Raw genomic sequence first — 25,181 nt, forward strand, 5'->3', positions numbered from 1 at the left:
AGCTTAGTCATATCGATTAAGCTTTTTCCGTATCTCTTTCAAATATGATTTCAAAATAAGCAGCTGCCCCATACCCATCTATACTGGGAGCGAAAATCTGAACGAATCTCCAGCCTCTTTTCGCATAATCATGGATGATTTGCTGGTAGTCTTCTTTAGGCCTTCTTCTCATCGTACTCAGCTCAACTCTTACGAATTCATATTCTTTCATCGTTTGATCCCTCCTATTAAGGTATACGTATAATTGAGCAAGAAGTTCCGAAAACCTAGGTTAAGGTCCGAAAGTATATTTCACTCACTAAACAAATACATTTATGCCTGATGCCTGCATGCATCTGGGAAGAGTTAAGGGGCTATAAAAACGAATTTTACCGGGTCAGCAGTCTAAATGAATCTCTTGCTTATTGCATTTGACTGAGTATATAAGTAAAAAAAGAGCGGCCAGAACATAGAAGAAGGAGATGATCATTAACGCACTCATAACAGGGTAGTGTTTAGCGGAGTAGATGAAAAAATCAAGCTGTGAAATTTGTTTGGGGCTGCTGACGGCATCAATTCCATTTAGCAGTTTTGAGAGTTTAGCAGTATAGTTCCAATCAAATCGATCTGAAACAAGCTCGCTTCCTTGTTACCAATTAACAGCAGCTAAAAACAGAAATATCATAATAGAAAATCCAAGCTGAACAACTAAAAATATTCCCTTCACTTTTATATGACCTCCAAATCTATGAATATGGGAAAATCAAACAATATATTATCACCGTATGGGTTATTCTTGCAATTTCACTTTCATACAACTCAAACGCAAGTCTATTTTTTTGTTTGTTTTTGGCTTATAATACCTGATGATGGAAAAAGAGTGCGGGTTTATAGATTAGAGAAACAAATGTATTTCTTAGCATTTTTTATTTGTGGAGAGAGTATAGAAGCATTCGATTAGATCTGCTTTTTCACAGAAACGGTTTTCATCTATTTGCCTGAGCTTTACAATTGGCTGGCAGAAAAACAATGATTTCTTTCAATCAAAACATGCAACGATGCGACACATTTTATATCTTGATGACTTATCTCATTGCCTTTAAGTCATCCTATCGAGAAAGCGATGGTATTTTATGAACAAAGAAACCCTAAAAAACATACTCATGATTTTTTCAATATGCGCAACCCTCCGAGAAACCGATGGTATGCGCATAGCTGATAGCTGGATTTTGAGTGAGATTATACGATTTTTGATTTGCATGGTTGTGTTTTTTGCCGTGACATTTCTATTAGATGCTGTTTTTCCAAACAAAAAAGAGTCACATTAATGTGTGGCTCTTTTTGCATCATCTGATCAGAAACATCATAAATGAATCGATCATCATGATGAAGAACAGCAAGCAAAAATAAATAAGCGAGTAGACAAACATATCCTTTGCCCACTTCACGTCATCGTCTGTTTTGAATCCCTTGATGCTTTTTTTGATCCATATGCCTCCGAGAACCAAGGCGGCTAAGAAATAAAATGGGCTTATATGGCCGGTGCCGAGAGAGAAAGGGAATAATAGCGTGACCGGCACCAGGACGGCAATATATTGCATCATTTTTATTTTTGTTACATGATTGCCTTTGACTACTGGCAAGAGCGGAACGCCAGCGGCACGATATTCTTCTTTGCGTCTTATCCCAATCGCCCAAAAATGCGGCGGCTGCCACAGAAACATAATCGTGTACAACAGCACTGCTGTCATACTGAAGTCACCGGTTACGGCACAATACCCCATCAATGGCGGCGCAGCTCCTGGGAAGCTCCCGACAAATGTGCTCCACACAGACGTTCGTTTCACCCATACCGTATAGATGATCGCATAAAAAATAAAGGCGGCCAGTCCGAGAAAGGCCGTTAATGGATTGAGGGAATAAAGCATGGCAAGACCTGTGATTCCTAAAACAGATCCATATGTTAAGATCATGGCTGGCGGCATTTTCCCTGTGACCGAGGCCCTGCTGCGAGTGCGTACCATTTTTGCGTCCATATGCCGATCAAAATAGTTGTTATAGACAGTGCCGGAAGCCATCACAAACGCGGTTCCCAACATTGCTGTCACCATTGTCATCAAAAAAGCCATGCCGGTTAACGTTTTTTCTGCGCTTGCAAACGCGATCCAAAACCCGCCGAAGGCTGCTATCGAGTTTGATATGATAATGCCGGGTTTTGCAAGTTTGATAAAATCGTAAATGGTTACCTGGTTTGAAGCTTTTATGTATTTTGTTTCAGATATGGCTGCAGAATCCCTTGTATTCTCCAAAAATAGACGCCTCCCCCAAAACTGCATGCTTTTGTTATCGTAACAAGAGGGAGACGGAATCACAATTATTTCCTATATTTGTCATGATATTGTCATTTTTAAAATAAAAAAATGGGGAGCTGGACTGCCCCCATTTTGATATGCGGCGACTAGTAACCGTAACCTCCGCCATATCCTCCGCCATAACCGCCGCCGTAACCGTACCAAGGGTAGTAAGGCGGTCGCGGGCGCGGGTAGTAATAAGGCGGGCGCGGATAAAACGGGTAGAACGGATAATACGGTCTTGGATAATAAGGCGGATAAAATGGCGGTCTCGGACGCGGATAATAATAAGGCTGTCTTTCATCATAAGGGGTAATTTGTTCAAATGGCTGTTCATTCAAAGGGTAATCCAAGAGGAAAACCTCCCTAGCTTTTTTTATTCCTTTTACTATATTCTTGATGCTTAAGTTGGGTGTATGTACATTCATGAAACTCGGTTTTTTTTATGATGAAATTCCTTAAAAAGGATTGACATGAACTTCTAAATCTCATAGTATTACAAATGTGAAATAAATGTTACTGCAATGTTACAAAATCATTTCTAAATAGATACAGTTCCAACTAATGAAGAGTAAATCGAAATGGCTACGAAAGAAGGAGTTTTTGTTGTTGGCAAAAAGAATCAAATGGTTTCATGTATTAATAGCAGTTGTATGTGTGGTGGGCCTTATCGGCTTTTTCCATAATCATTCATTGAAAAAAGAAACGGTCATGAATAAAGTAAGAACTGATTCTCAATATGGGAATGTTGAGATCGCAACGCTTGTGAATGACGGGAAAACTTTTAATTACGCGGTTAACTATCCCGTTTTCAAAAATGAAAAAATGGATTCGGCATTAAAAAGATTCGCAGAAAAAGAGGTTCGTCAATTTCAAAAGGAAACAAAAGACGTTGACCAAGAGCATACGACAAAACGCAACGAATTAAATGTTGATTATAAAATTGTCCATTATGCCAAACAGACAGTGGCGATTGTATTTAATGAATATAAATACATCGGCGGGGCACACGGGCAAACCGTGAAAAAAACGTTTAACTATGATTTTAGTAAACAAGCGTTTCTTTCCATTGATGATATTTTCAAAGAGGACGCTGACTACTTACATAAGCTTTCGTTAATCGCTTATCACGAACTGAAAAAGAATAAGGACATTGCAGCGGACGATGCACTGTTAAAGGAAGGGACGGCTCCGAAAAAAGAAAATTTCAGCCGCTTTGCCATCAAGGAGGATTATATCGAACTTTACTTTGACACATATCAGGTTGCAGCAGGCTATCTTGGAGAGCAATCGATTGCCATTAAGAAAAGTCTTTTGAAAGACATTCTGAAAGAACAATATATTGATAAAGCAAAAAATAAAAATAAAATCAAAGAACAAAAGCCGAAGCATGAAGTGATTTCTTTACCCAAAGAGGAAACGGTTGATCCAAATCAAAAAGTCATTGCGCTTACTTTCGACGACGGCCCGAATCCTGCGACAACAAATCAGATTCTAGACTCCTTGAAGAAATATAAGGGTCATGCCACGTTTTTTGTTTTGGGGAGCAGGGTTCAATATTATCCGGAAACGCTAATAAGAATGCTGAAAGAAGGAAATGAGGTGGGGAACCATTCATGGAGCCATCCGCTTCTCACAAGGCTTTCAGTGAAAGAAGCGTTAAAGCAGATCAATGATACGCAAGACATCATTGAAAAAATAAGCGGATATCGTCCGACGCTTGTAAGACCCCCATACGGCGGCATTAATGATGAACTGCGGAGTCAAATGAAAATGGATGTGGCGTTATGGGATGTTGACCCGGAAGATTGGAAAGATCGTAACAAAAAAACAATTGTTGACCGTGTCATGAATCAGGCGGGAGATGGAAGAACCATTTTGATTCACGATATTTACCGCACCTCTGCTGATGCGGCCGATGAAATTATAAAAAAGCTCACCGATCAAGGCTATCAATTGGTGACAGTTTCTCAGCTTGAAGAGGTTAAAAAACAAAGAGAAGCGAAATAAATTAAAAAAGGCTGTCCGTACGGACAGCCTTTTTTCTATTTAATAAGAGCCTGTGGTGGCCCAAACATTTAAGTTTGGTCCTGAATACTTGCCGAAAGCGTAAGAAGTCCTTGGATCTAAATCATATACCATCGGTGTATAGCAAGACTTTTGGCCGGCCACCGCTTTTCCATTGCCGCCTGCAGAATCACAATTATATCTCTTTCCGTCCGTGTTTCGGGTAATCTCCGCATTTGCTTCAAAGCCAGACGTCAATGTATTATTCATCGTGATTTTTGCCCAAGCCGTTTTACATGTACTGCTGAATTTAAGCTCGACTACTCCGATGACTTGATTGCTGGCATTCACTAAGTTTGAGGATTTTTTTGTAGAGCCGCTGGACGCACAATCATTGTAATAAGGGCTTTTTCCATCGTAGGCATGGGTTTCCGCATTGGCGGGTACACCTTTGACGGCAAAAACAAATACTACTGCAAATAACACCAATGAAGCCTTCGTAAACAGTCTTTTCATATCCCTTATGACCTCCTTAATATGGCAAACAATAAATCATACGGAGGAACAATCAAAACATGCATGCTTTTTTGTGAACAATAAAGGCGGCCGGGAGGATGGAGTTCTTGGCCGCCTTTGATGTGAGGTTAAACTTTTACATCAATGGTTTGTCCGAGAGTCGGATGCTGAATCATCTTTAAGGTTTGATCGGCATTTTGCTGGGCGGTATCCAGCATTTTTTTCGTTAAAGCGATATTAACATTCTGGGCAAGGGATGCTTGATGCATTGCAACCGATAAAGCAGGAATATCCATCGTTCCACCTCCTATGCCTTACCTATCGGCGGCTTTGTATCATTTTACAGTGAAAAATGGCTTAATTTTCGCTGTTGACCCCTACGCTGCGGCATATCGTATGTTTTTGACAAGGAGGGAATCAGGATGAATCTTGTCATGGAAAAGACCTTTGAGCAATACGAAAAGCTGTTTTCAATGGAAGAACAGAAAAGAGAAGATGAATTTCGGTATACGATGATGAGGCCGTTTGAAAAGATGTGGACCGCCATCCATGTTCCGCTGAAAGCGAAGGAGCCAAACGGCTATGATGTGATCATGGCTGCGAAAATGCTTGGCTATTTGGATGTCCGTGATGTTGAAATCGGACAGAAAGCACTGCGAATACTGAAAGAATCACATGTTTCAGAGACTGCGGAATCTGCACTTCGGCAATGCATATTTTTTGATGAGCGCGAACAGCTGCGGGTGAATGCAAAGGAGATCAAATTCGGCCTTTATATCGCTGATCCAAATAAGCTTCAGCTGCAAAAAGGCTACTGCGGGTTTGGCGGGATACCGGGCTTTATTCATGTATGGATTAATCCGAACCGTTATAACCTGCCAAGGATTCCTTCCATTATTGCTCATGAGTTTCATCATAATGTGCGGTTTTCGTATATAGATTTTCATCATGACTCTGTAAGTGTCGGGGATTATCTTGTGATTGAAGGATTGGCGGAATCATTCGCCAGAGAGCTGTTTGGTACGGAACGATTGGGCCCTTGGGTAACTCGTTTTGATCATGAGGATTTGCAATATTCCATTGATGTGATTAATGAGGTGTTGGATGTGAAAGGAGTTTCGGAAGTCAGCCGTTATATGTTTGGTGATCCAATTGCTAACGACCAAGGCTTTAAGCCTGCAGGTTTATCGGCTTTTGCGGGTTATGCAGTTGGCTATCATGCCGTTCAGTCATTTATGAATCAACATCATATCACGATAAGCGAGGCCACACGTTTGGATGCGAAGACCATTCTTTCTCAATGCGGGCTGTTTTCTACATGAAAAAAGCGTCACATACAGCGGCGCTTTTTGATTCCCAAAACCAGCAGTTCTATGGCGGCACAGGTAGCAATTCCGATTGTATATGCTTCGATATCGCTCCATAAAAAACCGTACCCCAGTACAAGCCCGCCAAGAGAAGTATCCCTAATCTGGTCGATCCATTCGGCATGATAGAGCTGGCTGAATTCAATGACAAAACAGAAAGAAAGACTGATAATGCCCGTTATCATTGTCTTCAGCTTCCGAAATAGAAATCCGCATCCCGTAAAGATCATGGCGGCCCACAACGAGTCTCCCAGATAAGTATTGAGAGTATCAGGAAGAACACTGGAGAATGCTCTGGATCCAAGCCCCAGCCCAATGATCAGTACGGTGAAAACTGCATATATCCAACGATTTCGCTTCATTGCGAATTGATACCCCGTCTCTTTTTCATCTCCCTGTATTGTAAGGAATATAGCTTTTATTTGTCCACTAAAAAAGCGGCTGAATAGCCGCGTAGGGTGTTTATTTTGCTTTTAGGTTTACATGGTCGGCTGTCTGATCCGTGCCTATTACAAAATGGAGTTCATAGCGGCCTGTATCATATACATAATCGATTTCATCGGTAAACGGGACGGTTAACACCCGATTTGCTGGTCCTAATTGCTTCTGCAGCACTTCCGGCGTAACTCCGCCTAAATTCAGCTGCCGTTCCACACCGGTTCCAAAGTAGCGGATTTCTGAAATTGTCATGTCTTTATGATAGGAAAATCCGTAGCCCGGCTGTCCCATATTCCAGTGATATAAATCAAATCGATTGTCTCCCCCGACTGGTCTTTCCGGTTCCCCAAACGCAGCGTGGACATCCCCTTTTGTGCTTTTGTTAATGGTAAGGCCTTGCGCCTGCTGAGGCATTTCCCCTTTATAGGCGGTGTTATAGAGGTTTTTGACAAGCTCGGCGGCTGATTGATTCGTGTTTTCTGGGAGTGTGTTTGTTTGAGCTGCGGCCTTTGCCGGTGCTGAAAAGGACGCAGCCCCAAAGCCGGTAAAACAGCTTGTTACTGCTGCCGCAGCGGTAATAGCAGACATTGTCTTTTTCATGTTGATCCCTCCTTATTGATCTACCATCCCGTTTCCCGGTGTTAGTGCAATAAAACATGTGAGTGCGCTTTGTATGTTTTATTGAGTTGTTGTAAGGGAACTGAAATAGGTAATTCGGTATATAAAGCAAGAAAGGGGAATGGAGATGCCTGGCAAGAAAAAAATCACAATAAACGGCGTTGAAATGGAAGCGTCCGAGGAACAGACGGTGCTGCAGCTTTTGAATAACAGCTCGATTGAAGTGCCGCAAGTTTGCTATCATCCAAGCTTAGGACCGATTGAAACATGTGATACGTGCATCGTCAGCATCAATGGTGAGCTGAAGAGGTCGTGCTCCGCTGAATTAAAGGATGGGGATATCATTGATACGCTCTCACCTGACGTGAAAAAAGCGCAGGTCATCGGGATGGACAAGATTTTATATAATCATGAGCTTTATTGTACAGTTTGCGATTACAACAATGGGGGATGCGAAATACATAATACGGTGAAGGAAATGAAAATCAATCACCAAAGCATTCCGTTTGATCACAAGCCATACCATAAGGATGAATCCCATCCGTTTTATCGGTATGATCCAGATCAATGTATTTTGTGCGGACGCTGTGTTGAGGCATGCCAGGACGTTCAGGTAACTGAAACGCTGACCATTGACTGGGAGCGGAAACGCCCGCGCGTCATTTGGGATAACGACGTGCCGATCAATGAGTCGTCATGTGTGTCATGCGGCCATTGTTCAACGGTCTGTCCGTGCAACGCGATGATGGAAAAAGGAATGGAAGGGGAAGCCGGATATTTAACAGGCATCAATAACGAAACGCTGCGACCGATGATCGAGATCACGAAAGGCGTAGAGACAGGCTACGGCTCGATTCTCGCGATTTCTGATATGGAATCTGCTATGCGCGATGAACGAATCAAAAAAACGAAAACCGTCTGCACGTATTGCGGCGTCGGCTGCAGCTTTGATGTCTGGACAAAGGGCAGAGACATTCTGAAAGTAGAGCCACAGGAGGAAGCGCCAGCCAACGGCATTTCTACTTGTGTGAAAGGCAAGTTCGGCTGGGATTTCGTTAACAGCGAAGAACGCCTGACAAAGCCGCTGATCCGTGAAGGTGACCATTTCCGTGAAGCAGAGTGGGAGAAGGCGTTATCGCTGATCGCCAGCAAGTTCACGGAATTAAAAGAGGCGTTTGGCCCGGATTCTCTCGCTTTTATTACATCTTCTAAATGTACAAATGAAGAATCCTATCTTATGCAAAAGCTGGCCAGAGGGGTCATTGGCACAAATAATGTGGACAACTGCTCTCGCTATTGCCAATCTCCTGCGACTGCCGGCCTGTTCCGGACAGTCGGCTATGGCGGTGATTCAGGATCAATTACAGATATCGCGCAAGCGGACCTTGTTTTGATTATCGGTTCGAACACGTCTGAGTCGCATCCAGTCTTATCCACTCGCATTAAACGGGCTCATAAGCTAAGAGGGCAGAAAGTGATCGTCGCCGATATCAGAAAACACGAAATGGCAGAACGCTCCGATTTATTTGTCCAGCCACGTGCCGGATCGGATATCGTCTGGCTGAATGCGATCGCCAAATATTTAATAGAAAACGGCAAGGCCGATGAACGATTTTTGAGAGAAAGAGTGAACGGACGAAATGAATATGTAAAAAGCCTCGCGCCGTACACACTTGAATATGCTGAGGAGAAAACCGGGATTGATCGAGAAACCCTTATCCAAATGGCAGAGATGATCGGGCAAGCTGACAGTGTGTGCGCATTGTGGGCGATGGGCGTGACACAGCACATTGGAGGAAGCGACACGAGCACGGCGATCTCTAATCTGCTGCTTGTGACAGGAAACTACGGAAAACCGGGAGCAGGTTCTTACCCATTGCGCGGCCATAATAACGTGCAGGGAGCAAGTGACTTCGGAAGCATGCCTGACAGAATGCCGGGCTATGAAAAAGTGACGGACGAACAAGTCCGCCAAAAATACGAGCGGGCGTGGGGCGTGCCGCTGCCGAAGGAGCCGGGTATGACCAACCACGAAATGATTGAAAAAATCCATTCCGGACAGCTGAAAGCCATGTATGTAAAAGGTGAAGAAATGGGCCTGGTGGATTCCAATATCAATCATGTACACGCCGCATATGAAAAGCTTGATTTCTTTGTGGTGCAGGACATTTTCCTTTCACGTACAGCGGAGTTTGCTGATGTGGTTCTTCCTGCGAGCCCAAGCCTTGAAAAAGAAGGAACCTTTACAAACACAGAACGCCGGATTCAGCGTTTGTATCAGGTGTTTGAACCGCTGGGCGAATCAAAGCCGGATTGGCAGATTATTATGGAGGTTGCCAATAAGCTTGGCGCCGACTGGCACTATAAGCATCCTGCAGACATTATGGAAGAAGCAGCCAAGCTGTCGCCGATTTATGCCGGTGTCACCTATGAACGTCTTGAGGGCTATAATTCCCTGCAATGGCCTGTAAACGCTGATGGAAAGGATTCGCCTTTACTCTTTACAGAGCGCTTCCCTTTCCCGGACGGCAAGGCCATTCTCTACCCTGTCCAGTGGACAGAGCCTGAGGAATTCGGTGAGGAATATGATATCCATGTCAACAATGGGCGGCTCTTGGAGCATTTCCACGAAGGGAATCTGACTTACAAATCAAAAGGGATTTCGGAGAAAACACCGGAAGTGTTCTTAGAAATTTCTCCTGAGCTTGCGGCAGAACGAGGGATTCAGGACGGAACCCTCGTCAGACTCACATCGCCTTTCGGAAATGTCAAAGTGAAGTGCCTGATTACTGATCGAGTCAAAGGGAAGGAAGTATATCTGCCAATGAACGATTCAGGGGAAGCGGCGATCAACCTGTTAACAGGCAGCCATGCCGATAAGGATACCGATACGCCTGCTTACAAAGAAACATCGGCCAAGATGGAAATTTTGAAGCACGACGGAATCAGCCCGCTGCCTAAGATCAATCACCGCAACGGCAATCCGCAGCCGCAAATCGGTGTGCAGGTTCAAAAGAAATGGGCGCGGAAGGATTATATTTTCCCTGGTGACGCCGTGAAAAGGGGGATGGGCCATAATGGCTAAAGCGATTAAACAAATCCAGAAAATCGAGGTAACCGAGGAGGATAAGCGAAAGCATGATTTGCGGGAAATTGAAGATGCTCTAGTTGATCACAAAGAAGCGATTCTCGAAACCTTGCATATGCTGGGCCATATGAACGAGCGCGGTGTCCTGCCGTTGCTCCGCGGCCTTTTTGGCCAAGGGGATAAAGTTCTTGATATTCTGGTGAAAAAGGCAGATACAGAGGAAACAGCCAATACGCTGAAAAATCTGCTTCTTCTGTTTGGAACACTCGGCATGCTGGACGTGAAGCAGCTGGAGCCTCTCATTTTGAAAGTGAATGCGGGTGTGGCAAGCGCTGTAGAGCAGAAAAACAGCGAAGAAAAGACAGGTTATTTTGATATTATCCGCTCGCTAAAAGACCCGGAAATCAACAAATCAATTACACTGCTCTTTTCCTTTTTAAAAGGAATGGGACAAGATACAAAGGAGCTGGAACGCACGACGCAGCCTCCGGAACACCAAAAACGTCATCAGGAACCTCGAGAGAAAAGAGGAATGAATAAGCGAGATTGACCTCCTGCCCGAGCGGCTTCAGCCAGCTCGGGTTTTTTTATGAGGTGAGTCTTAGGAACTAGGATGAAATATCTAATTCAGAAACAAGACAAAGTAGCTTTGATTTTGGAAAAATGAAATGACAGCATAGGCCCGTCCAGTATTTTTTCAGTAGAGGATAGATATCTATATCATTGGCTGACCTATAATATGACTGGAAATGATAGAGTAATTTGTTACTTTGTTCTCTGTTAAGAAAAGGAAAAGCGTGATTATAATAGAAAACGATTACTTTAGATGGAGGAACAGCAATGAAAAAAGCATTATTCATTTTGTTTGTGCTAGCGATTGGCTTTGCGCTTTCTGCGTGCAGCAAGTCAAGTGATGCGTCAGCTGAGCAAAAGACAGCAAAGAAAGAAGCAACAGCAACGGAAAAGAAAACAGAGGATAAAAACGAAACCAAAACGGACGAAAAGGTGCATAAAGTAGGCGAAACTTTTAAAGCTTCCAGCACAAATTTCTCGGTCAATAAAGTATATACGACGGCAGAACAAGGTGAATATAAGGCGAAAATAGGAGATAAAGAAAAAACAATAAATCAAAAGGAAGAATTTTTAATAGCTGAGGTATCGATCGAAAATACAAGCGACAAGCCTTTCAATTATACGAGTGGCGGTTTTGAATTGAAAGACAGCAAGGATCAATCGATCAGAGCAAACATAGTATCTACTGCTGACCTGAAAACAAGCCTAAAATCAGGAAAGTTAGCCTCGGGTAAAAAGGTAACAGGCACAGTCAGTTTTGTGATTCCAAAAGGAGAAAAAAACCTTACTCTATCATATAATCCATCATTTTTAAATTTTGAAACAGAGGATATTACATATTTGGTAAAATTGAATTAAGGTATCTTTTGAGCATGTCACCGGAAGATTGGGGCATGCTTTTTTATTTTAAAGAGACTTATGGTATAAAATGGTAGTGAGGTGATCGATTATGCAAACCAAATGGCTGGAACGGGCACAGCGGATTCGGGCGATCGCACAGGCGGGGCTTGCTTTTTCCAAGGATGTGTACGACAGGGAGAGGTACGAAGAGCTAATGAAGCTCAGCGCGGAAATGATGGCGGATTACTCACAGACGGACATTGAAGTTATCACTGATTTATGGAAAAGGGAGAGCGGCTATCCGACACCGAAAGCGGATGTGCGCGGCGCAGTATTCCGAGAGAATCAGATTTTGCTTGTCCGGGAGAAGCATGATGAGCTGTGGTCGCTGCCGGGTGGATTTTGCGAGATTGGTTTATCGCCAGCTGAAAACGTCGTCAAGGAAATCAAAGAAGAGTCGGGGTACGATACAGAGCCGTCTCGATTGCTGGCCGTGCTAGACAGCCATAAACACTCCCATCCCCCTCAGCCTTATCACTATTATAAAATCTTCATCGCATGCAGCATTACGGGCGGGCAGGGGGAAACAGGGATTGAGACGAATCATGCCGCTTTTTTTCCGGAAGACAGACTCCCGCCGCTTTCTCCAAAACGAAACACCCCCTCACAGCTTAGCATGCTGTTTGACTTTTTGCGCCATCCGGACATGAAAACGATATTTGACTAAAAAAGAAAGAGCCTATGGGCTCTTTCTTTTTTATAATGTAATGTGTTTTTCGTTGGCGAGTTTCAGAAGGGTCAAAATAGAATCGGCTTGTTTATGGCCGAGTTTTTGCTTTAATTTGTTTTCTTCAACTAATCGGCTGCCATAAATTTTGACAGAGGCTTTGTCGACGACAGTATGCCAGTTTTCCTGTTTTTTTCCCTCAACAAGCGGTTTTTCATGTCTCTCAGAAAAAGAGAACACAAACAGTACGAATGCAAGTGAAAGTAGGATGCCGACAACTTGTTTTTTGTAATCAGTCTGTGCTGCCACGTTGTTCTCTCCTTCACCTTTTACCTTCTATTTAATCATAGAATCAGCTTATTTTACATAATGGGAAAGTCATTTTTGGAGTTAGTGCATTTGGTTGAAAACAGAGGCGTTTTTTGAGCGGAGCGGTGCAATTGAATCCATATTGGCTTTGCGTGCTTATGCCTAAGGTCACGTTGTGAACCAAAACAGCAGTGCAGAATAGAAAAAAATTGAAAGATTATGGTAAGATGAACGAAATTCGAGGGGGAATATATGATGCCTGCATCAAACATCGTGATCGCCTGCCTGCTGTTATCAATTTAATTATTTGTGCTAGTCCCTCTCTTTTTCGAAAGCGGGAGGTGAAGTGGAACATTAATTCCTGATTCTTTCAAGGGGAGTGACCATACATGAATGTGTTAAACCGCCGGCAAGCCTTGCAGCGAGCGCTGCTCAATGGGAAAAACAAACAGGATGCGTATCATCCGTTTCCATGGTACGAATCGATGAGAAAGGATGCGCCTGTTTCCTTTGATGAAGAAAACCAAGTGTGGAGCGTTTTTCTTTATGATGATGTCAAAAAAGTTGTTGGGGATAAAGAGCTGTTTTCCAGTTACATGCCGCAGCAGACAAGCTCTATTGGAAATTCCATCATTAACATGGACCCGCCGAAGCATACAAAAATCCGTTCAGTAGTGAATAAAGCCTTCACTCCGCGCGTGATGAAGCAATGGGAACCGAGAATTCAAGAAATCACAGATGAACTGATTCAAAAATTTCAGGGGCGCAGTGAGTTTGACCTTGTTCACGATTTTTCATATCCGCTTCCGGTTATTGTGATATCTGAGCTGCTGGGAGTGCCTTCAGCGCATATGGAACAGTTTAAAGCATGGTCTGATCTTCTGGTCAGTACACCGAAGGATAAAAGTGAAGAAGCTGAAAAAGCCTTTTTGGAAGAACGAGATAAGTGTGAGGAAGAACTGGCTGCGTTTTTTGCCGGCATCATAGAAGAAAAGCGAAACAAACCGGCACAGGATATTATTTCTATTTTAGTGGAAGCGGAAGAAACAGGCGAGAAGCTGTCCGGTGAAGAGCTGATTCCGTTTTGCACGCTGCTGCTGGTGGCCGGAAATGAAACCACTACAAACCTGATTTCAAATGCGATGTACAGCATATTAGAAACGCCAGGCGTTTACGAGGAACTGCGCAGCCATCCTGAACTGATGTCTCAGGCAGTGGAGGAAGCCTTACGTTTCAGAGCGCCGGCCCCGGTTTTGAGGCGCATTGCCAAGCGGGATACGAAGATCGGGGGGCACCTGATTAAAGAAGGTGATATGGTTTTGGCGTTTGTGGCATCGGCAAATCGTGATGAAGCGAAGTTTGACAGGCCGCACATGTTTGATATCCACCGCCATCCCAATCCGCATATTGCGTTTGGTCATGGCATCCATTTTTGCCTTGGGGCTCCGCTTGCCCGTCTTGAAGCAAATATCGCGTTAACGTCTTTGATTTCTGCTTTTCCTCATATGGAATGCGTCAGTATCACTCCGATTGAAAACAGTGTGATATACGGATTAAAGAGCTTCCGTGTGAAAATGTAATAGATAAGGAGACTGGAGATTCATGAAAAAGTACCATATTTCGATGATCAATATCCCGGCGTACGGACATGTCAATCCTACGCTTGCTTTAGTAGAGAAGCTTTGTGAGAAAGGGCACCGTGTCACGTACGCGACGACTGAGGAGTTTGCGCCCGCTGTTCAGCAAGCCGGTGGAGAAGCATGGATCTATCATACATCCTTGAATATTGATCCTAAGCAAATCAGGGAGATGATGGAAAAGAATGACGCGCCCCTCAGCCTTTTGAAAGAATCACTCAGCATTCTGCCGCAGCTTGAGGAGTTATATAAGGATGATCAGCCTGATCTGATCATCTATGACTTTGTTGCGCTGGCTGGTAAATTGTTTGCTGAAAAGCTTAATGTTCCGGTCATTAAGCTCTGTTCGTCATATGCCCAAAATGAATCCTTTCAGTTAGGAAATGAAGACATGCTGAAGAAAATAAAAGAAGCAGAGGCTGAATTTAAAGCCTACTTGGAACAAGAGAAGTTGCCGGCTGTTTCATTTGAACAGTTAGCTGTGCCGGAAGCATTAAATATTGTCTTTATGCCGAAGTCTTTTCAGATTCAGCATGAGACGTTCGATGACCGTTTCTGTTTTGTCGGCCCCTCTCTCGGAGAACGAAAGGAACAAGAAGGCCTGTTGATTGACAAGGATGATCGCCCGCTTATGCTGATTTCTTTGGGTACGGCGTTTAACGCATGGCCGGAATTTTACAAGATGTGCATCAAGGCATTTCGGGATTCTTCATGGCAAGTGATCATGTCGGTTGGGAAAACGATTGATCCAGAAAGCTTGGAGGATATTCCTGCTAACTTTACCATTCGCCAAAGTGTGCCGCAGCTTGAGGTGTTAGAGAAAGCTGATTTGTTCATCTCTCATGGCGGGATGAACAGTACGATGGAAGCGATGAACGCAGGTGTGCCGCTTGTCGTCATTCCGCAAATGTATGAGCAAGAGCTCACTGCAAATCGGGTTGATGAATTAGGCCTTGGCGTTTATTTGCCGAAAGAGGAAGTGACTGTTTCCAGCCTGCAGGAAGCGGTTCAGGCTGTATCCAGTGATCAAGAGCTGCTCAGCCGCGTCAAGAATATGCAAAAGGATGTAAAAGAAGCTGGCGGAGCGGAGCGTGCGGCAGCTGAGATTGAAGCGTTTATGAAAAAATCCGCTGTCCCGCAGTAAAAACATAAAAACCGAAATCAATTTGATTTCGGTTTTCTGTTTAAATATTTTTTTTCATCCCGCATCTCCGGCATTCTCTAAGAAATTTTCCGCCTTTTACAGAGCTTTTGAACAGTGTGTAATCACAGTTGTCGCAGCGCCCGCTGCGGGCGTCCGGATATTCATTGAATTCATAAACGATCGATGTATCGTAGCCTTTTGTTTCATATTCTTCTTTTTTTGTTTCCATGTCGATCCTCCGTTACAAGACGTGTCTGCTGTTTATCTTACAGCAAGCTTCCGGCGTATTCAATGGATTTTAGAGGTTTGGGTTTATCTTGATTTCTCCCTTGGTTTGCGCCAAAATAGCTTTATTAAGCTTGTATACATAAAAAGCCTATGCAAAGAGGAGAGGAAACGGGTATGGGAAAAGGGTTACTTGGAAAACGCGTGGCAATCGGTGGCTCACGAAAAACGGAAGAAATCAGTACAATCATTGAAAAACAGGGCGGAATACCTGTCATCCGGCCTCTCCAAGGTACAGTTTACTTAGCAGAGGAGCAGGTGGAGCCGGATTTGCGGACGTTTGTGGAGGGAAAAAAAGCTGACTGGGTCATTTTCACGACAGGCATCGGGCTGGAGACTCTTGTTGATGTGGCAGAGAAAATTGGACTGAAAGATGAGTTTCTGCAGGCCATTCGCCAAGCGAAAGCGGCATGCAGGGGATACAAAACGCTGTCTGCGCTGAAAAAGCTTGGGATCACACCGGAAGCTTCGGATGAAGACGGGACAACAAGAGGCTTAATCTGTTCTTTGGAGCCTCACGACTTTTCAGGAAAAACAGTCATGGTGCAGCTTCATGGCGAAAAAGCGCCGGCTCTCAAGGCATTTCTTGAAGAAAAAGGCGCGTCTGTGCTGACGATTCTGCCTTATCAGCACATCCCGCCGGAGGAGGAAACGGTGGAGCGGTTATGCCGAGAGCTGATGAACGGTGAGGTCGATGCCGTTTGTTTTACAACGGCCATTCAGGTTCGTTCCCTGTTTGATTTTGCTAAGGGGCGAGGTTATATCAATGAAGTGAAGAAGGTATTCGAAGAACGCGCCATCGCAGCTGCTGTCGGAAAAGTGACTGCTGAAGCACTGCGGGAAGAGGGCATTACGAGACTGCTTGCGCCAGAGATTGAGCGGATGGGTGCGATGATTGTTGAGCTGGCCAAGTATTATGAAGAAAAGGAATAACAAGTACAAAAGCCGCTTTTCCCTCGGAAAGCGGCTTTTGTCTGTCATTCATTCTGCTTCAGCTGCTGATGAACGGTGAATAATGATGGGTATGTCAGCACGCTTAAGATTACACAAGTCAGCGCGGCTGAGGCCATCGTTGTAAACACGATTAAGAGCTGAAAGCGTACTGCCTGAATCGGGTCCGCGCCGGCTAGAATCTGGCCAGTCATCATGCCGGGAAGCTGGACAAGACCCAGTGTTTTCTGGCTTTCGAGCGTCGGGATCATACTCATTTTCATCGCTGAAGTAAGAATGCGCTGTATGGATTGCTTCGGTGTGCCGCCAAGTGACAATATTAATTGAATTTCTTCTTTGCGAACGCCGACTTCTGAGTTGAGCCGGTTTAGAAACAAACTTGAGAGCACCATCGAATTTCCAATGACCATCCCGCTGATCGGAATGACATATCGTGCCGTAAGCGGAATGATATGAAGAGACAGCAGAATTCCCTGCGTCACAATTTCTACGATTGCTAACGCGGCAAACACCCTCCAAAACGAACCGATTGCATTTTTCTTTCGCTTGATGACATTTTGCGCCGCCACCGCGAGCATTAACAGCACCATCAGCAGGATAAAAACAGGGTGGTCTCCGCGAAAAATCAGCGACAAAACATAACCGATGATAAGCAGCTGCACCGCGGCTCGGATGGTGGCGATGATCATGTCTTTTTCTACACCGGCTTTAAAGGATTTTGATAAAAACAAGGCGAGCAAAACAAAGATCATCGTTAAAGAGAGAGAAAGGTAATCCATTACCGGGTCCCACCCTTCAAAAATTCTTTCGCTGCTTCATGCTGCGGAGCGGAGAAAAATGTTTCGGTTTCAGCGATTTCAAGCAGCCGGCCATCTGCCATAAACCAAATGGTATCGGCTACTCGTTTTGCCTGCTCCATATTATGAGTGACCCACATGACTGTCCATTTTTTCTCTTGATGCTGACGTTTGATCAGTTCTTCAATCTCAAGAACAGAAACCGGGTCCAAGGCCGACGTGATTTCGTCCAACAATAGAATGGAGGAAGGATTTGAGAGCGTTCTGGCCAGTGACAGTCTTTGCCGCTGCCCGCCCGATAAGTCTCTGGCGCTTCTGTCTAACAGCTCTGGCGGCAGCCCTGCAAGAGAAGCCAGCTTTTCAGGAGAGTACAGCTGGGATTGATGCAGCCTTTGTACAAGACTTAAATTGTCACGCACTGTCCCGTCGAGCACGGGAGCCGATTGAAACGCGAGGGCTGCCGTTCGCCTCAGCTCATTGACATTCCATTCTCTGATTTCCTTTCCGTATATGTTGACTTCGCCGCTGTCAGGCGTTCTCATTAAATTACACATAGAAAGGAGGGTGCTTTTGCCTGAGCCGGAAGGACCTAAAACGGCTACGATTGCACCCTGTTGAATGTCACCGGTGACATCCTGCAGCACATCATAGGTTTGTCCATCTTGTTTATAGCTTTTTCTGACTGATCTGAAGGAGATGGCTGGTATGTTTTGTGTTTGATCGTTTGCTTCCATTACAATAATCACCTTTCAATATAAGTAGGCTGACATTATATTTAACTATAACGTGAAACAGATCCCTTTTGGTAGCACAAATAAAGGAGAACAGGCTTTCACCCATTCTCCTGCAGATGCTACGCAGTCAGATTTGACTGTGCTTTCTTTTTCGGTTTTTCTCGGCTGTGAAGCGAAGGTATGTAACATCATCCCTGCTATTATAATGAATAAACCGGCAAATGATAAAAGAGATGGGAAAACGCCTGACAGCAGAACAATTTCACCAAGCAGCGCGAAAATCACTTCACCGGATTGAGCGGCTTCAACAGCTGCGAGTTTTTGAGGATTGTCTCTTACCATATCAGTGGCCCAGAAAAATAAAACCGTCGCAATGATGCCTGAGCTGATGGCAACGATAAGGATTGAACGGTTTGACTTGCTGTGGAAGGCCATCTGACCACCAGCCGTAAGCTGCTAATATAAGCCAGAATGGAAGGCTTGCCAATGTCATTCCAAGCACGCGCTGAAATGTATCAAGCCGGCCTCCGTATTCTTCGAGCATTCTTCGGTTTCCTAACGGATAGGCAAAAGCCGCAATGACAACCGGCAGCACACTGAAAAGCAGCATCCTCCCAGAAAGCGCTTCTGCATGCTGAAGCTGAATCAGAGCCGCTCCAATCAGGATGATCATAGAAGTGCCAAGTGAAACCAGGGAATCTTTTGCCGAACGAGCTGCGGACCGCCCGGCATATCTTGTTTGACATAAAACAAAGGAGATAAGAGCACCCCAGCTACAATTGTAATTTGCCAGGTTCCGGCTATGAGCCACCCCGGACCGTATGCAGCCGCAAATGTAATCGGCGCGTAAAAAAGCACGAAGCCGACGAAGCTCCATTTGATCCAATAAAACGGCTTTTTCCTCATCTCTAGTAAGAGAGGCGTGAATGTCCCTCTCATGATGACAATCAAACATAAAAACGGCACCATAAAAATAAAGCGCAGCGAAGAGCTCCAAAGCCAGCTGCCTCCGGATAACTCCATCGCTCTGTTTAATATAAAGGTAACGGCGAAAAAGAGTGAAGCCAATATTCCAATAACGATAGCTTTCATGATATCCCTCATTCTGGCATTATTTTTTTATACTATTCGGTATCATGCAGATCAATGGAATCATGAGAAAAACATCATGTTTTGCGAACCGCAATGTGTGGAAGACAAAAAAGGGAGGTGAAATTGATGGAAAGAGAGACACAGACATACTTATTTTCGGATGACGGCAGGATTCCGAATCACCCTGATTTTCCGCTCGTGGTGTATCAAAACGCGCTTAAGGACACCGGACTGGCAGAGCGGATCGTCACCCGGCATGGCTGGTCAAACAGCTGGTCAGGGAGTGTTTTTCCATACCATCATTATCACAGCAATACGCATGAAGTCCTGATTGCCCTTAGGGGAGAAGCTGTGATTCAGTTTGGGGGAGAAAAAGGGGCTGCCATCCCTTTTAAATCAGGCGACGCAGTCGTGATTCCAGCCGGAGTCGGACATAAAAAGCTCAGCTCAAGCCCCGATTTTACTGTCCTTGGCGCCTATCCCGGAGGCGTTGAGTATGATATGAAGACGGGGAAGCCGAATGAGCGGGAGGAAGCGGTCAAACAGATTAAGCAGGCGGCGTTGCCGGCGAATGATCCGATCACAGGAAAAAGAGAGCCTCTATTGGAAATATGGGTAAAGTGAAGGGGAGAAATTGATGGATTGTCAATAACTAGTGCCGCAGAAACGTTATGACATGAGCTCCATATAAATTAATTTCATAATCGAAGCAATTCACGTTCAAATTTTGTTCAAAAAGTGTTATCATATAGAAGGTAATCGAATTGGAGTTTTTTGTGTTTGCTATTTTCAGAGAGAGTAAAGGATTTTGACTTATTCAATTGTTTATTTTTAGATAAAAATAATACTGAATATGGCAAGATGAAAAACTGGGTAGTAAACATTTATTTTTGTAAATGATTGTGCACGAATTCACAATCCTTATTCTTATGCCTTAAAAGCGTGAGACAGGGAGAGGCACTACCCTTTCCAAAAAAATCAGCAAACTGCTTATAGTAAAGGAGAATTGGATATGCCAGAAACAATCGATCAAACAAATGCGTCTGTCAGCCAAAGCCAGCAAGATCTTATTGATCAGCTATTAAAGCCAGAAGTTCAAGAATCATTGACTGTTTTAGTTGACCAGCTTCCGAAGCTGACTGAGTTAGTGAATATTTTAACGAAGTCTTATGATTTCGCTCAGTCTGTAGCGACTGACGAAGTGTTAAAGAGCGACACAGTCGGTGCGATCACTGAAATTCTCGAGCCTGTAAAAGAAACAGCGAAAGAAGTAGCTGCGACTGCGATTGAAGCAAAAGACCGCGCGGAAGCAAGCAACGAAACAATTGGACTTTTCGGCCTTCTTCGCATGCTGAAAGATCCTCAAGCTCAAAAGCTGTTCCGTTTTGCTAACAGCTACCTTGAAGTCATGAACGAACGCGAAAACCAAAAATAATCTCAGATTCAAATTGATATAAAGGACGGAGGATATACGATGTCAAAACATATTGTCATTCTAGGCGCTGGTTATGGCGGAGTTCTTTCTGCTCTAACAGTTCGCAAACATTACACAAAAGAACAAGCACGCGTGACAGTGGTAAACAAATACCCAACTCACCAAATCATTACGGAATTACACCGCCTTGCTGCAGGCAACGTGTCTGAAAAAGCGGTTGCAATGCCATTAGAAAAACTTTTCAAAGGCAAAGACATTGATCTTAAAATTGCGGAAGTAAGCTCTTTCTCTGTTGATAAAAAAGAAGTTGCGCTTGCTGACGGTTCTACATTAACTTACGATGCGCTTGTTGTAGGTCTCGGTTCTGTAACGGCTTACTTCGGCATCCCAGGTCTTGAAGAAAACAGCATGGTATTGAAATCTGCTGCTGATGCAAACAAAGTCTTCCAACATGTTGAAGATCGTGTGCGCGAGTACTCTAAAACGAAAAACGAAGCAGATGCAACAATCCTTATCGGCGGCGGCGGCTTAACAGGTGTTGAGCTTGTTGGTGAGCTTGCTGACATCATGCCGAACCTTGCGAAAAAATACGGCGTAGACCATAAAGAAATCAAATTGAAACTTGTTGAAGCAGGTCCGAAAATTCTTCCTGTTCTTCCGGATGATCTTATCGAGCGTGCGACTGCAAGCCTTGAAAAACGCGGCGTTGAGTTCTTAACAGGTCTTCCTGTTACAAATGTAGAAGGAAACGTAATTGATCTGAAAGACGGATCTAAAGTTGTTGCCAACACATTTGTTTGGACTGGCGGCGTACAAGGTAACCCATTAGTCGGTGAATCAGGTCTAGAAGTGAACCGCGGACGCGCGACTGTAAATGACTTCCTGCAATCTACATCTCATGAAGATGTATTCGTTGCTGGAGACAGCGCAGTTTATTTCGGTCCAGACGGCCGTCCATACCCGCCAACTGCACAAATCGCATGGCAAATGGGTGAGCTGATCGGTTACAACCTATTCGCTTACCTGGAAGGCAAAACGCTTGAAACATTCAAGCCAGTAAACTCTGGTACACTTGCAAGCCTTGGACGCAAAGACGCGGTTGCCATCATTGGTGCAAATTCTACACCGCTTAAAGGTCTTCCTGCTTCCTTGATGAAAGAAGCAAGTAACGTACGCTACTTAACACACATTAAAGGACTTTTCAGCCTGGCTTACTAATCCTTTTTATGAATCTGACATTGCCAAAAGCGCTCCTTTCTGAGTGCTTTCTGGCAATGTTTTTTTTTGTTTATATGCCAACGTTAACATTTCATTTTTAAAAAGAGATTGATCCCAGAGGAATATAAAGGTAAAATAGATACAAATCAAAATGTTAACGTTAACATTTTGAAATAGAATGAAAGACGGTGAGGACATGGACCCCTTCATGGGCGAAAACTTTTTATTGAAAAATGAAACCGCTGTCAGCCTCTATCACAATTATGCGAAAGACATGCCAATTATTGATTACCACTGCCACTTAAGTCCGAAAGAAATCTATGAAAATAAGACATTTCAAAACATCACGGAAGCCTGGCTGTATGGTGACCATTATAAATGGCGCATCATGAGAGCCAATGGAATTGAGGAGACATACATCACCGGAGATGCGCCTGATGAGGAGAAATTTATGGCTTGGGCGAAAACTGTACCGATGGCGATCGGTAATCCGCTCTACAACTGGACTCACTTAGAATTGCAGCGTTTTTTTGGCATTTATGAGATTTTAAACGAGAAGTCCGGGCCGGCTATATGGAAACGGACAAATGAACTGCTCAAAGGGGAAGGCTTCGGGGCAAGGGATTTAATCGTGAAATCAAATGTAAAGGTCGTGTGTACAACAGATGACCCTGTCGATTCTCTTGAATACCATTTATTGTTAAAAGAAGACAAAGACTTTCCTGTCAGCGTGCTGCCTGGATTTCGGCCGGATAAAGGACTTGAGATCAATCGTGAAGGCTTTCCTGAGTGGGTGCAGGCGCTTGAAGATGCCGCGGCCATATCCATTACAACCTATGATGCGTTTTTAAAGGCGTTGGAAAAACGAGTGCGATTCTTCCACTCAGCCGGCGGCAGAGTTTCTGATCACGCGATAGATTCAATGGTATTTGCCGAAACAACAAAAGAAGAAGCTGGACGGATTTTTTCTGACAGATTACAAGGAACAGAGATTTCTGCTGAAGATGAGAAGAAATTTAAGACATATACGCTTCAGTTTCTTTGCGGTTTGTATGCGGAGCTCGATTGGGCGATGCAGTTTCATATCAACGCTTTAAGAAACACGAATACAAAAATGATGAAGAGGCTCGGACCTGATACAGGCTATGATTCTATGAACGATGAAGAAATTGCGAAGCCTTTATACAAGCTGCTGAACTCAGTTGAGATGAAGAACCAGCTGCCGAAAACGATTTTATATTCACTGAATCCAAACGATAACTATGTCATCGCCAGCATGATCAACAGTTTTCAGGACGGTATTACCCCGGGAAAAATACAATTCGGCACAGCCTGGTGGTTTAACGATACTAAAGACGGGATGCTCGACCAAATGAAAGCGTTATCAAACGTTGGCCTTTTCAGCCGTTTTATCGGCATGCTCACCGATTCCAGAAGCTTTCTTTCGTATACGCGCCACGAATATTTCAGGCGGATCGTCTGCAATTTGATTGGAGAATGGGTGGAAAACGGCGAAGTGCCGCGCGATATGGAGCTTCTGGGAAGCATCGTTCAGGGGATTTGCTATGACAATGCGAAACACTACTTTCAATTTCAAGAAGAGAAAGCAAACGTGTAACAAAGTGTCCGCTCAGTATCGCTGAGCGGATCACTATCCGAAAATTCTTAAGACACAGAGGTGGAACATGCGAACTGAACTGGCAAATAAGGTTGTGTCGGTCGAAACGGAAAAAAGGCTTTCATTAAAAGAGAAAATTTCCTATGGTTTTGGTGATTTTGGCAACGGTTTTATGTTTGATCTCGGCCAGATTTATTTATTGAAGTATTTCACTGATGTAGCGGGAATCCCGGCTGCGATGGCCGGCGGCATTTTTTTAGTCAGTAAGCTGTTTGCGGCGATAACAGATCCAATTGTCGGCTCATCAATCGATTATCGCAAAAACATCGGCAAACAGGGGAAATTCAGGCCTTATCTATTAATTGGCAGCATCGTGCTAGCAGTGCTTACTGTTCTTATTTTTCTGTCTCCCAATGTATCAACGACAGGAAAACTGATTTATGCATATGCATCCTATATGATTTGGGGCATCGGCTATTCGTTTGTGAATATTCCGTACGGCTCATTAGGGGCAGCGATGACTCAAAATTCTGAGGACCGGACCTCCATTTCGACGTTCCGCCAAATCGGATCACTTGGCGCCTTGTTTATCACAAGTGTGGCCGTGATGCCGCTGCTCGTCAAGTTTGATAATCCGAAGGTCGGCTACCCGGTGGTCATGGGCTTGTTCGCCGCACTCGGTGTGATTTGGTTTTATATTTGCTATCGCAACTGCAAAGAGCGCATTGTCATATCGGAAGCACCCAAAGAAAAATTAACACTCTCATCTGTCGTCAAAACATTTATTACAAATAAACCGCTGTTAACCCTTGTCCTGATGACGATTTTTTCAATTTCCGCATACAACATTAAATCCGCCATGCTAGTCTATTTCGCACAATATAACCTGGGCAATGTTGAATTAATGGCTTATATGAACTTCATAATTATCGGTTCTTCCTTTTTGGGCGTCGTATTCCTTCCAAAGCTCGTCAAGATGTTTGGAAAGAAACGAACGGCAATGATCGGCTTCGGCATCAGTGTGGCCGCGGATCTGATCAACTTTATGCTTCCATCGAACGTTTATGTGTTTACAATTCTCGCCAGTATCGCCTTTATCGGAATCAGTATCCCAAATGGCATCACGTGGGCTCTTGTCTCCGATATTATCGACTATGGCGAATGGAAATCCGGTGAAAGGAAGGAAGCAACGACATATTCACTTTTCAATTTCTCAAGAAAGCTTGCTCAATCTTTGTCTGGTTTTCTCTCGGGGATCGGTTTGGGGATTATCGGCTATGTGCCGAATGCAGTCCAGACAGCACAGGCGCTGATTGGCATCAAAGCGCTGCTTCTTCTGTATCCGGCCATTGCTTTGGCATTAGCGATGATCATTATCGGCTTTCTTTATAAACTCACAGACCAGCAGCATGCTCAGATCGTTCAGGATCTTCATCAAAAGAGCTGACAATATAATA

At 44.1% G+C, this 25,181-nt stretch carries 25 protein-coding genes and 2 pseudogenes; 14 read left to right on the top strand and 13 right to left on the bottom strand.

The genetic code is table 11. The features are described from left to right. Nucleotides 1-16: 16 nt before the first annotated feature. From CW370_RS01815 to cotT, 4 genes and pseudogenes are all read right to left on the bottom strand, one after another. A complete protein-coding gene (locus CW370_RS01815; protein ID WP_024572451.1) occupies nucleotides 17-211 on the bottom strand; it encodes a DUF4177 domain-containing protein in 195 nt (64 codons plus the stop codon). A gap of 165 nt (nucleotides 212-376) precedes the next feature. Continuing rightward, a pseudogene (locus CW370_RS01820) lies at nucleotides 377-706 on the bottom strand (YjdJ family protein). A 619-nt stretch (nucleotides 707-1,325) separates the two neighbouring features. Then, the gene (gene cyoE / locus CW370_RS01830; protein WP_080263040.1) at nucleotides 1,326-2,315 is read right to left on the bottom strand and encodes a heme o synthase; all 990 of its coding nucleotides are present in this window, start codon (nucleotides 2,313-2,315) and stop codon (nucleotides 1,326-1,328) included. 122 nt (nucleotides 2,316-2,437) lie between these two features. Beyond that, entirely contained in the window at nucleotides 2,438-2,683 is a 246-nt protein-coding gene (gene cotT / locus CW370_RS01835; RefSeq protein ID WP_029946224.1) for a spore coat protein CotT, read from the bottom strand. 253 nt (nucleotides 2,684-2,936) lie between these two features. Here cotT and pdaC point away from each other — a divergent pair, with 253 nt between their 5' ends. Continuing rightward, entirely contained in the window at nucleotides 2,937-4,340 is a 1,404-nt protein-coding gene (pdaC, locus tag CW370_RS01840) for a peptidoglycan-N-acetylmuramic acid deacetylase PdaC (RefSeq protein ID WP_003245023.1), read from the top strand. A 39-nt stretch (nucleotides 4,341-4,379) separates the two neighbouring features. Here the strand turns inward: pdaC and CW370_RS01845 are convergent, their stop codons facing one another. Together CW370_RS01845 and CW370_RS01850 are read right to left on the bottom strand one after the other, a co-directional pair. Further along, on the bottom strand, nucleotides 4,380-4,853 hold the full coding sequence (locus tag CW370_RS01845; RefSeq protein WP_014663593.1) for a YjfA family protein: 474 nt from the start codon (nucleotides 4,851-4,853) through the stop codon (nucleotides 4,380-4,382). 128 nt (nucleotides 4,854-4,981) lie between these two features. Next, nucleotides 4,982-5,149 carry a YjfB family protein gene (locus tag CW370_RS01850; RefSeq protein ID WP_015252312.1) on the bottom strand — a complete coding sequence of 56 codons (168 nt, stop codon included), beginning with the start codon at nucleotides 5,147-5,149 and terminating at the stop codon, nucleotides 4,982-4,984. Nucleotides 5,150-5,275: 126 nt separating this feature from the next. On the opposite strand from CW370_RS01850, the gene CW370_RS01855 reads away from it, so the two are divergent. Next, the gene (locus tag CW370_RS01855; RefSeq protein ID WP_024572062.1) at nucleotides 5,276-6,175 is read left to right on the top strand and encodes a DUF2268 domain-containing protein; all 900 of its coding nucleotides are present in this window, start codon (nucleotides 5,276-5,278) and stop codon (nucleotides 6,173-6,175) included. Nucleotides 6,176-6,183: 8 nt separating this feature from the next. Here the strand turns inward: CW370_RS01855 and CW370_RS01860 are convergent, their stop codons facing one another. Both CW370_RS01860 and CW370_RS01865 read right to left on the bottom strand, forming a co-directional pair. Then, nucleotides 6,184-6,582 carry a ribosomal maturation YjgA family protein gene (locus CW370_RS01860; protein ID WP_024572061.1) on the bottom strand — a complete coding sequence of 133 codons (399 nt, stop codon included), beginning with the start codon at nucleotides 6,580-6,582 and terminating at the stop codon, nucleotides 6,184-6,186. 100 nt (nucleotides 6,583-6,682) lie between these two features. Continuing rightward, nucleotides 6,683-7,258 carry a YjgB family protein gene (locus CW370_RS01865; RefSeq protein ID WP_029946142.1) on the bottom strand — a complete coding sequence of 192 codons (576 nt, stop codon included), beginning with the start codon at nucleotides 7,256-7,258 and terminating at the stop codon, nucleotides 6,683-6,685. Nucleotides 7,259-7,403: 145 nt separating this feature from the next. Here CW370_RS01865 and fdhF point away from each other — a divergent pair, with 145 nt between their 5' ends. From fdhF to CW370_RS01885, 4 genes are all read left to right on the top strand, one after another. Further along, nucleotides 7,404-10,361 (top strand): formate dehydrogenase subunit alpha, encoded by a 2,958-nt coding sequence (gene fdhF / locus CW370_RS01870; protein WP_024573585.1) that lies wholly within the window; start codon nucleotides 7,404-7,406, stop codon nucleotides 10,359-10,361. Then, nucleotides 10,354-10,914: a DUF1641 domain-containing protein gene (locus CW370_RS01875; protein ID WP_024573584.1), complete on the top strand. Its 561-nt coding sequence runs from the start codon at nucleotides 10,354-10,356 to the stop codon at nucleotides 10,912-10,914. Before fdhF ends, CW370_RS01875 begins: the two co-directional genes overlap by 8 nt. A gap of 290 nt (nucleotides 10,915-11,204) precedes the next feature. Further along, entirely contained in the window at nucleotides 11,205-11,795 is a 591-nt protein-coding gene (locus CW370_RS01880) for a DUF4352 domain-containing protein (protein ID WP_024573123.1), read from the top strand. A 91-nt stretch (nucleotides 11,796-11,886) separates the two neighbouring features. Next, a complete protein-coding gene (locus tag CW370_RS01885) occupies nucleotides 11,887-12,504 on the top strand; it encodes an NUDIX hydrolase (RefSeq protein WP_101169462.1) in 618 nt (205 codons plus the stop codon). Nucleotides 12,505-12,534: 30 nt separating this feature from the next. Here the strand turns inward: CW370_RS01885 and CW370_RS01890 are convergent, their stop codons facing one another. Next, nucleotides 12,535-12,813 (bottom strand): hypothetical protein, encoded by a 279-nt coding sequence (locus CW370_RS01890; RefSeq protein WP_003232791.1) that lies wholly within the window; start codon nucleotides 12,811-12,813, stop codon nucleotides 12,535-12,537. A gap of 389 nt (nucleotides 12,814-13,202) precedes the next feature. Here CW370_RS01890 and yjiB point away from each other — a divergent pair, with 389 nt between their 5' ends. Beyond that, nucleotides 13,203-14,393 (top strand): monooxygenase YjiB, encoded by a 1,191-nt coding sequence (gene yjiB, locus CW370_RS01895; RefSeq protein WP_029946349.1) that lies wholly within the window; start codon nucleotides 13,203-13,205, stop codon nucleotides 14,391-14,393. Between the two features lie 22 nt (nucleotides 14,394-14,415). Further along, nucleotides 14,416-15,594 carry a glycosyltransferase gene (locus CW370_RS01900; RefSeq protein WP_024571378.1) on the top strand — a complete coding sequence of 393 codons (1,179 nt, stop codon included), beginning with the start codon at nucleotides 14,416-14,418 and terminating at the stop codon, nucleotides 15,592-15,594. Between the two features lie 40 nt (nucleotides 15,595-15,634). Here CW370_RS01900 and CW370_RS01905 read toward each other — a convergent pair whose 3' ends face one another. Then, nucleotides 15,635-15,823 carry a hypothetical protein gene (locus CW370_RS01905; RefSeq protein WP_003232781.1) on the bottom strand — a complete coding sequence of 63 codons (189 nt, stop codon included), beginning with the start codon at nucleotides 15,821-15,823 and terminating at the stop codon, nucleotides 15,635-15,637. 173 nt (nucleotides 15,824-15,996) lie between these two features. Here CW370_RS01905 and CW370_RS01910 point away from each other — a divergent pair, with 173 nt between their 5' ends. Continuing rightward, a complete protein-coding gene (locus tag CW370_RS01910) occupies nucleotides 15,997-16,812 on the top strand; it encodes a uroporphyrinogen-III synthase (RefSeq protein WP_024571377.1) in 816 nt (271 codons plus the stop codon). Nucleotides 16,813-16,856: 44 nt separating this feature from the next. Here the strand turns inward: CW370_RS01910 and CW370_RS01915 are convergent, their stop codons facing one another. The 3 genes and pseudogenes from CW370_RS01915 to CW370_RS01925 all read right to left on the bottom strand — a co-directional run bounded on the left by CW370_RS01915 (nucleotide 16,857) and on the right by CW370_RS01925 (nucleotide 19,453). Beyond that, the gene (locus CW370_RS01915; protein ID WP_024571376.1) at nucleotides 16,857-17,609 is read right to left on the bottom strand and encodes an ABC transporter permease; all 753 of its coding nucleotides are present in this window, start codon (nucleotides 17,607-17,609) and stop codon (nucleotides 16,857-16,859) included. After that, nucleotides 17,609-18,361, bottom strand: coding sequence for an ABC transporter ATP-binding protein (locus CW370_RS01920; RefSeq protein WP_024571375.1), 753 nt, complete (start codon nucleotides 18,359-18,361; stop codon nucleotides 17,609-17,611). Before CW370_RS01920 ends, CW370_RS01915 begins: the two co-directional genes overlap by 1 nt. Before the next feature lie 119 nt (nucleotides 18,362-18,480). Then, nucleotides 18,481-19,453: pseudogene (locus tag CW370_RS01925) on the bottom strand (DMT family transporter). Nucleotides 19,454-19,579: 126 nt separating this feature from the next. On the opposite strand from CW370_RS01925, the gene CW370_RS01930 reads away from it, so the two are divergent. The 5 genes from CW370_RS01930 to CW370_RS01950 all read left to right on the top strand — a co-directional run bounded on the left by CW370_RS01930 (nucleotide 19,580) and on the right by CW370_RS01950 (nucleotide 25,171). Continuing rightward, nucleotides 19,580-20,077, top strand: a complete 498-nt coding sequence (locus CW370_RS01930) for a cupin domain-containing protein (RefSeq protein WP_024571374.1) — start codon at nucleotides 19,580-19,582, stop codon at nucleotides 20,075-20,077. Between the two features lie 388 nt (nucleotides 20,078-20,465). Further along, nucleotides 20,466-20,888, top strand: a complete 423-nt coding sequence (locus CW370_RS01935) for a DUF1641 domain-containing protein (protein ID WP_003220510.1) — start codon at nucleotides 20,466-20,468, stop codon at nucleotides 20,886-20,888. Between the two features lie 39 nt (nucleotides 20,889-20,927). Then, a complete protein-coding gene (locus CW370_RS01940; protein WP_003232765.1) occupies nucleotides 20,928-22,106 on the top strand; it encodes an NAD(P)/FAD-dependent oxidoreductase in 1,179 nt (392 codons plus the stop codon). Between the two features lie 196 nt (nucleotides 22,107-22,302). Continuing rightward, nucleotides 22,303-23,724, top strand: coding sequence for a glucuronate isomerase (uxaC, locus tag CW370_RS01945; RefSeq protein WP_024571372.1), 1,422 nt, complete (start codon nucleotides 22,303-22,305; stop codon nucleotides 23,722-23,724). Nucleotides 23,725-23,791: 67 nt separating this feature from the next. Then, nucleotides 23,792-25,171: an MFS transporter gene (locus CW370_RS01950; RefSeq protein WP_024571371.1), complete on the top strand. Its 1,380-nt coding sequence runs from the start codon at nucleotides 23,792-23,794 to the stop codon at nucleotides 25,169-25,171. Nucleotides 25,172-25,181 lie beyond the last annotated feature (10 nt).

Source organism: Bacillus sp. SN32 (assembly GCF_002837495.1).
Taxonomy (GTDB): Bacteria; Bacillota; Bacilli; order Bacillales; family Bacillaceae; genus Bacillus; species Bacillus subtilis.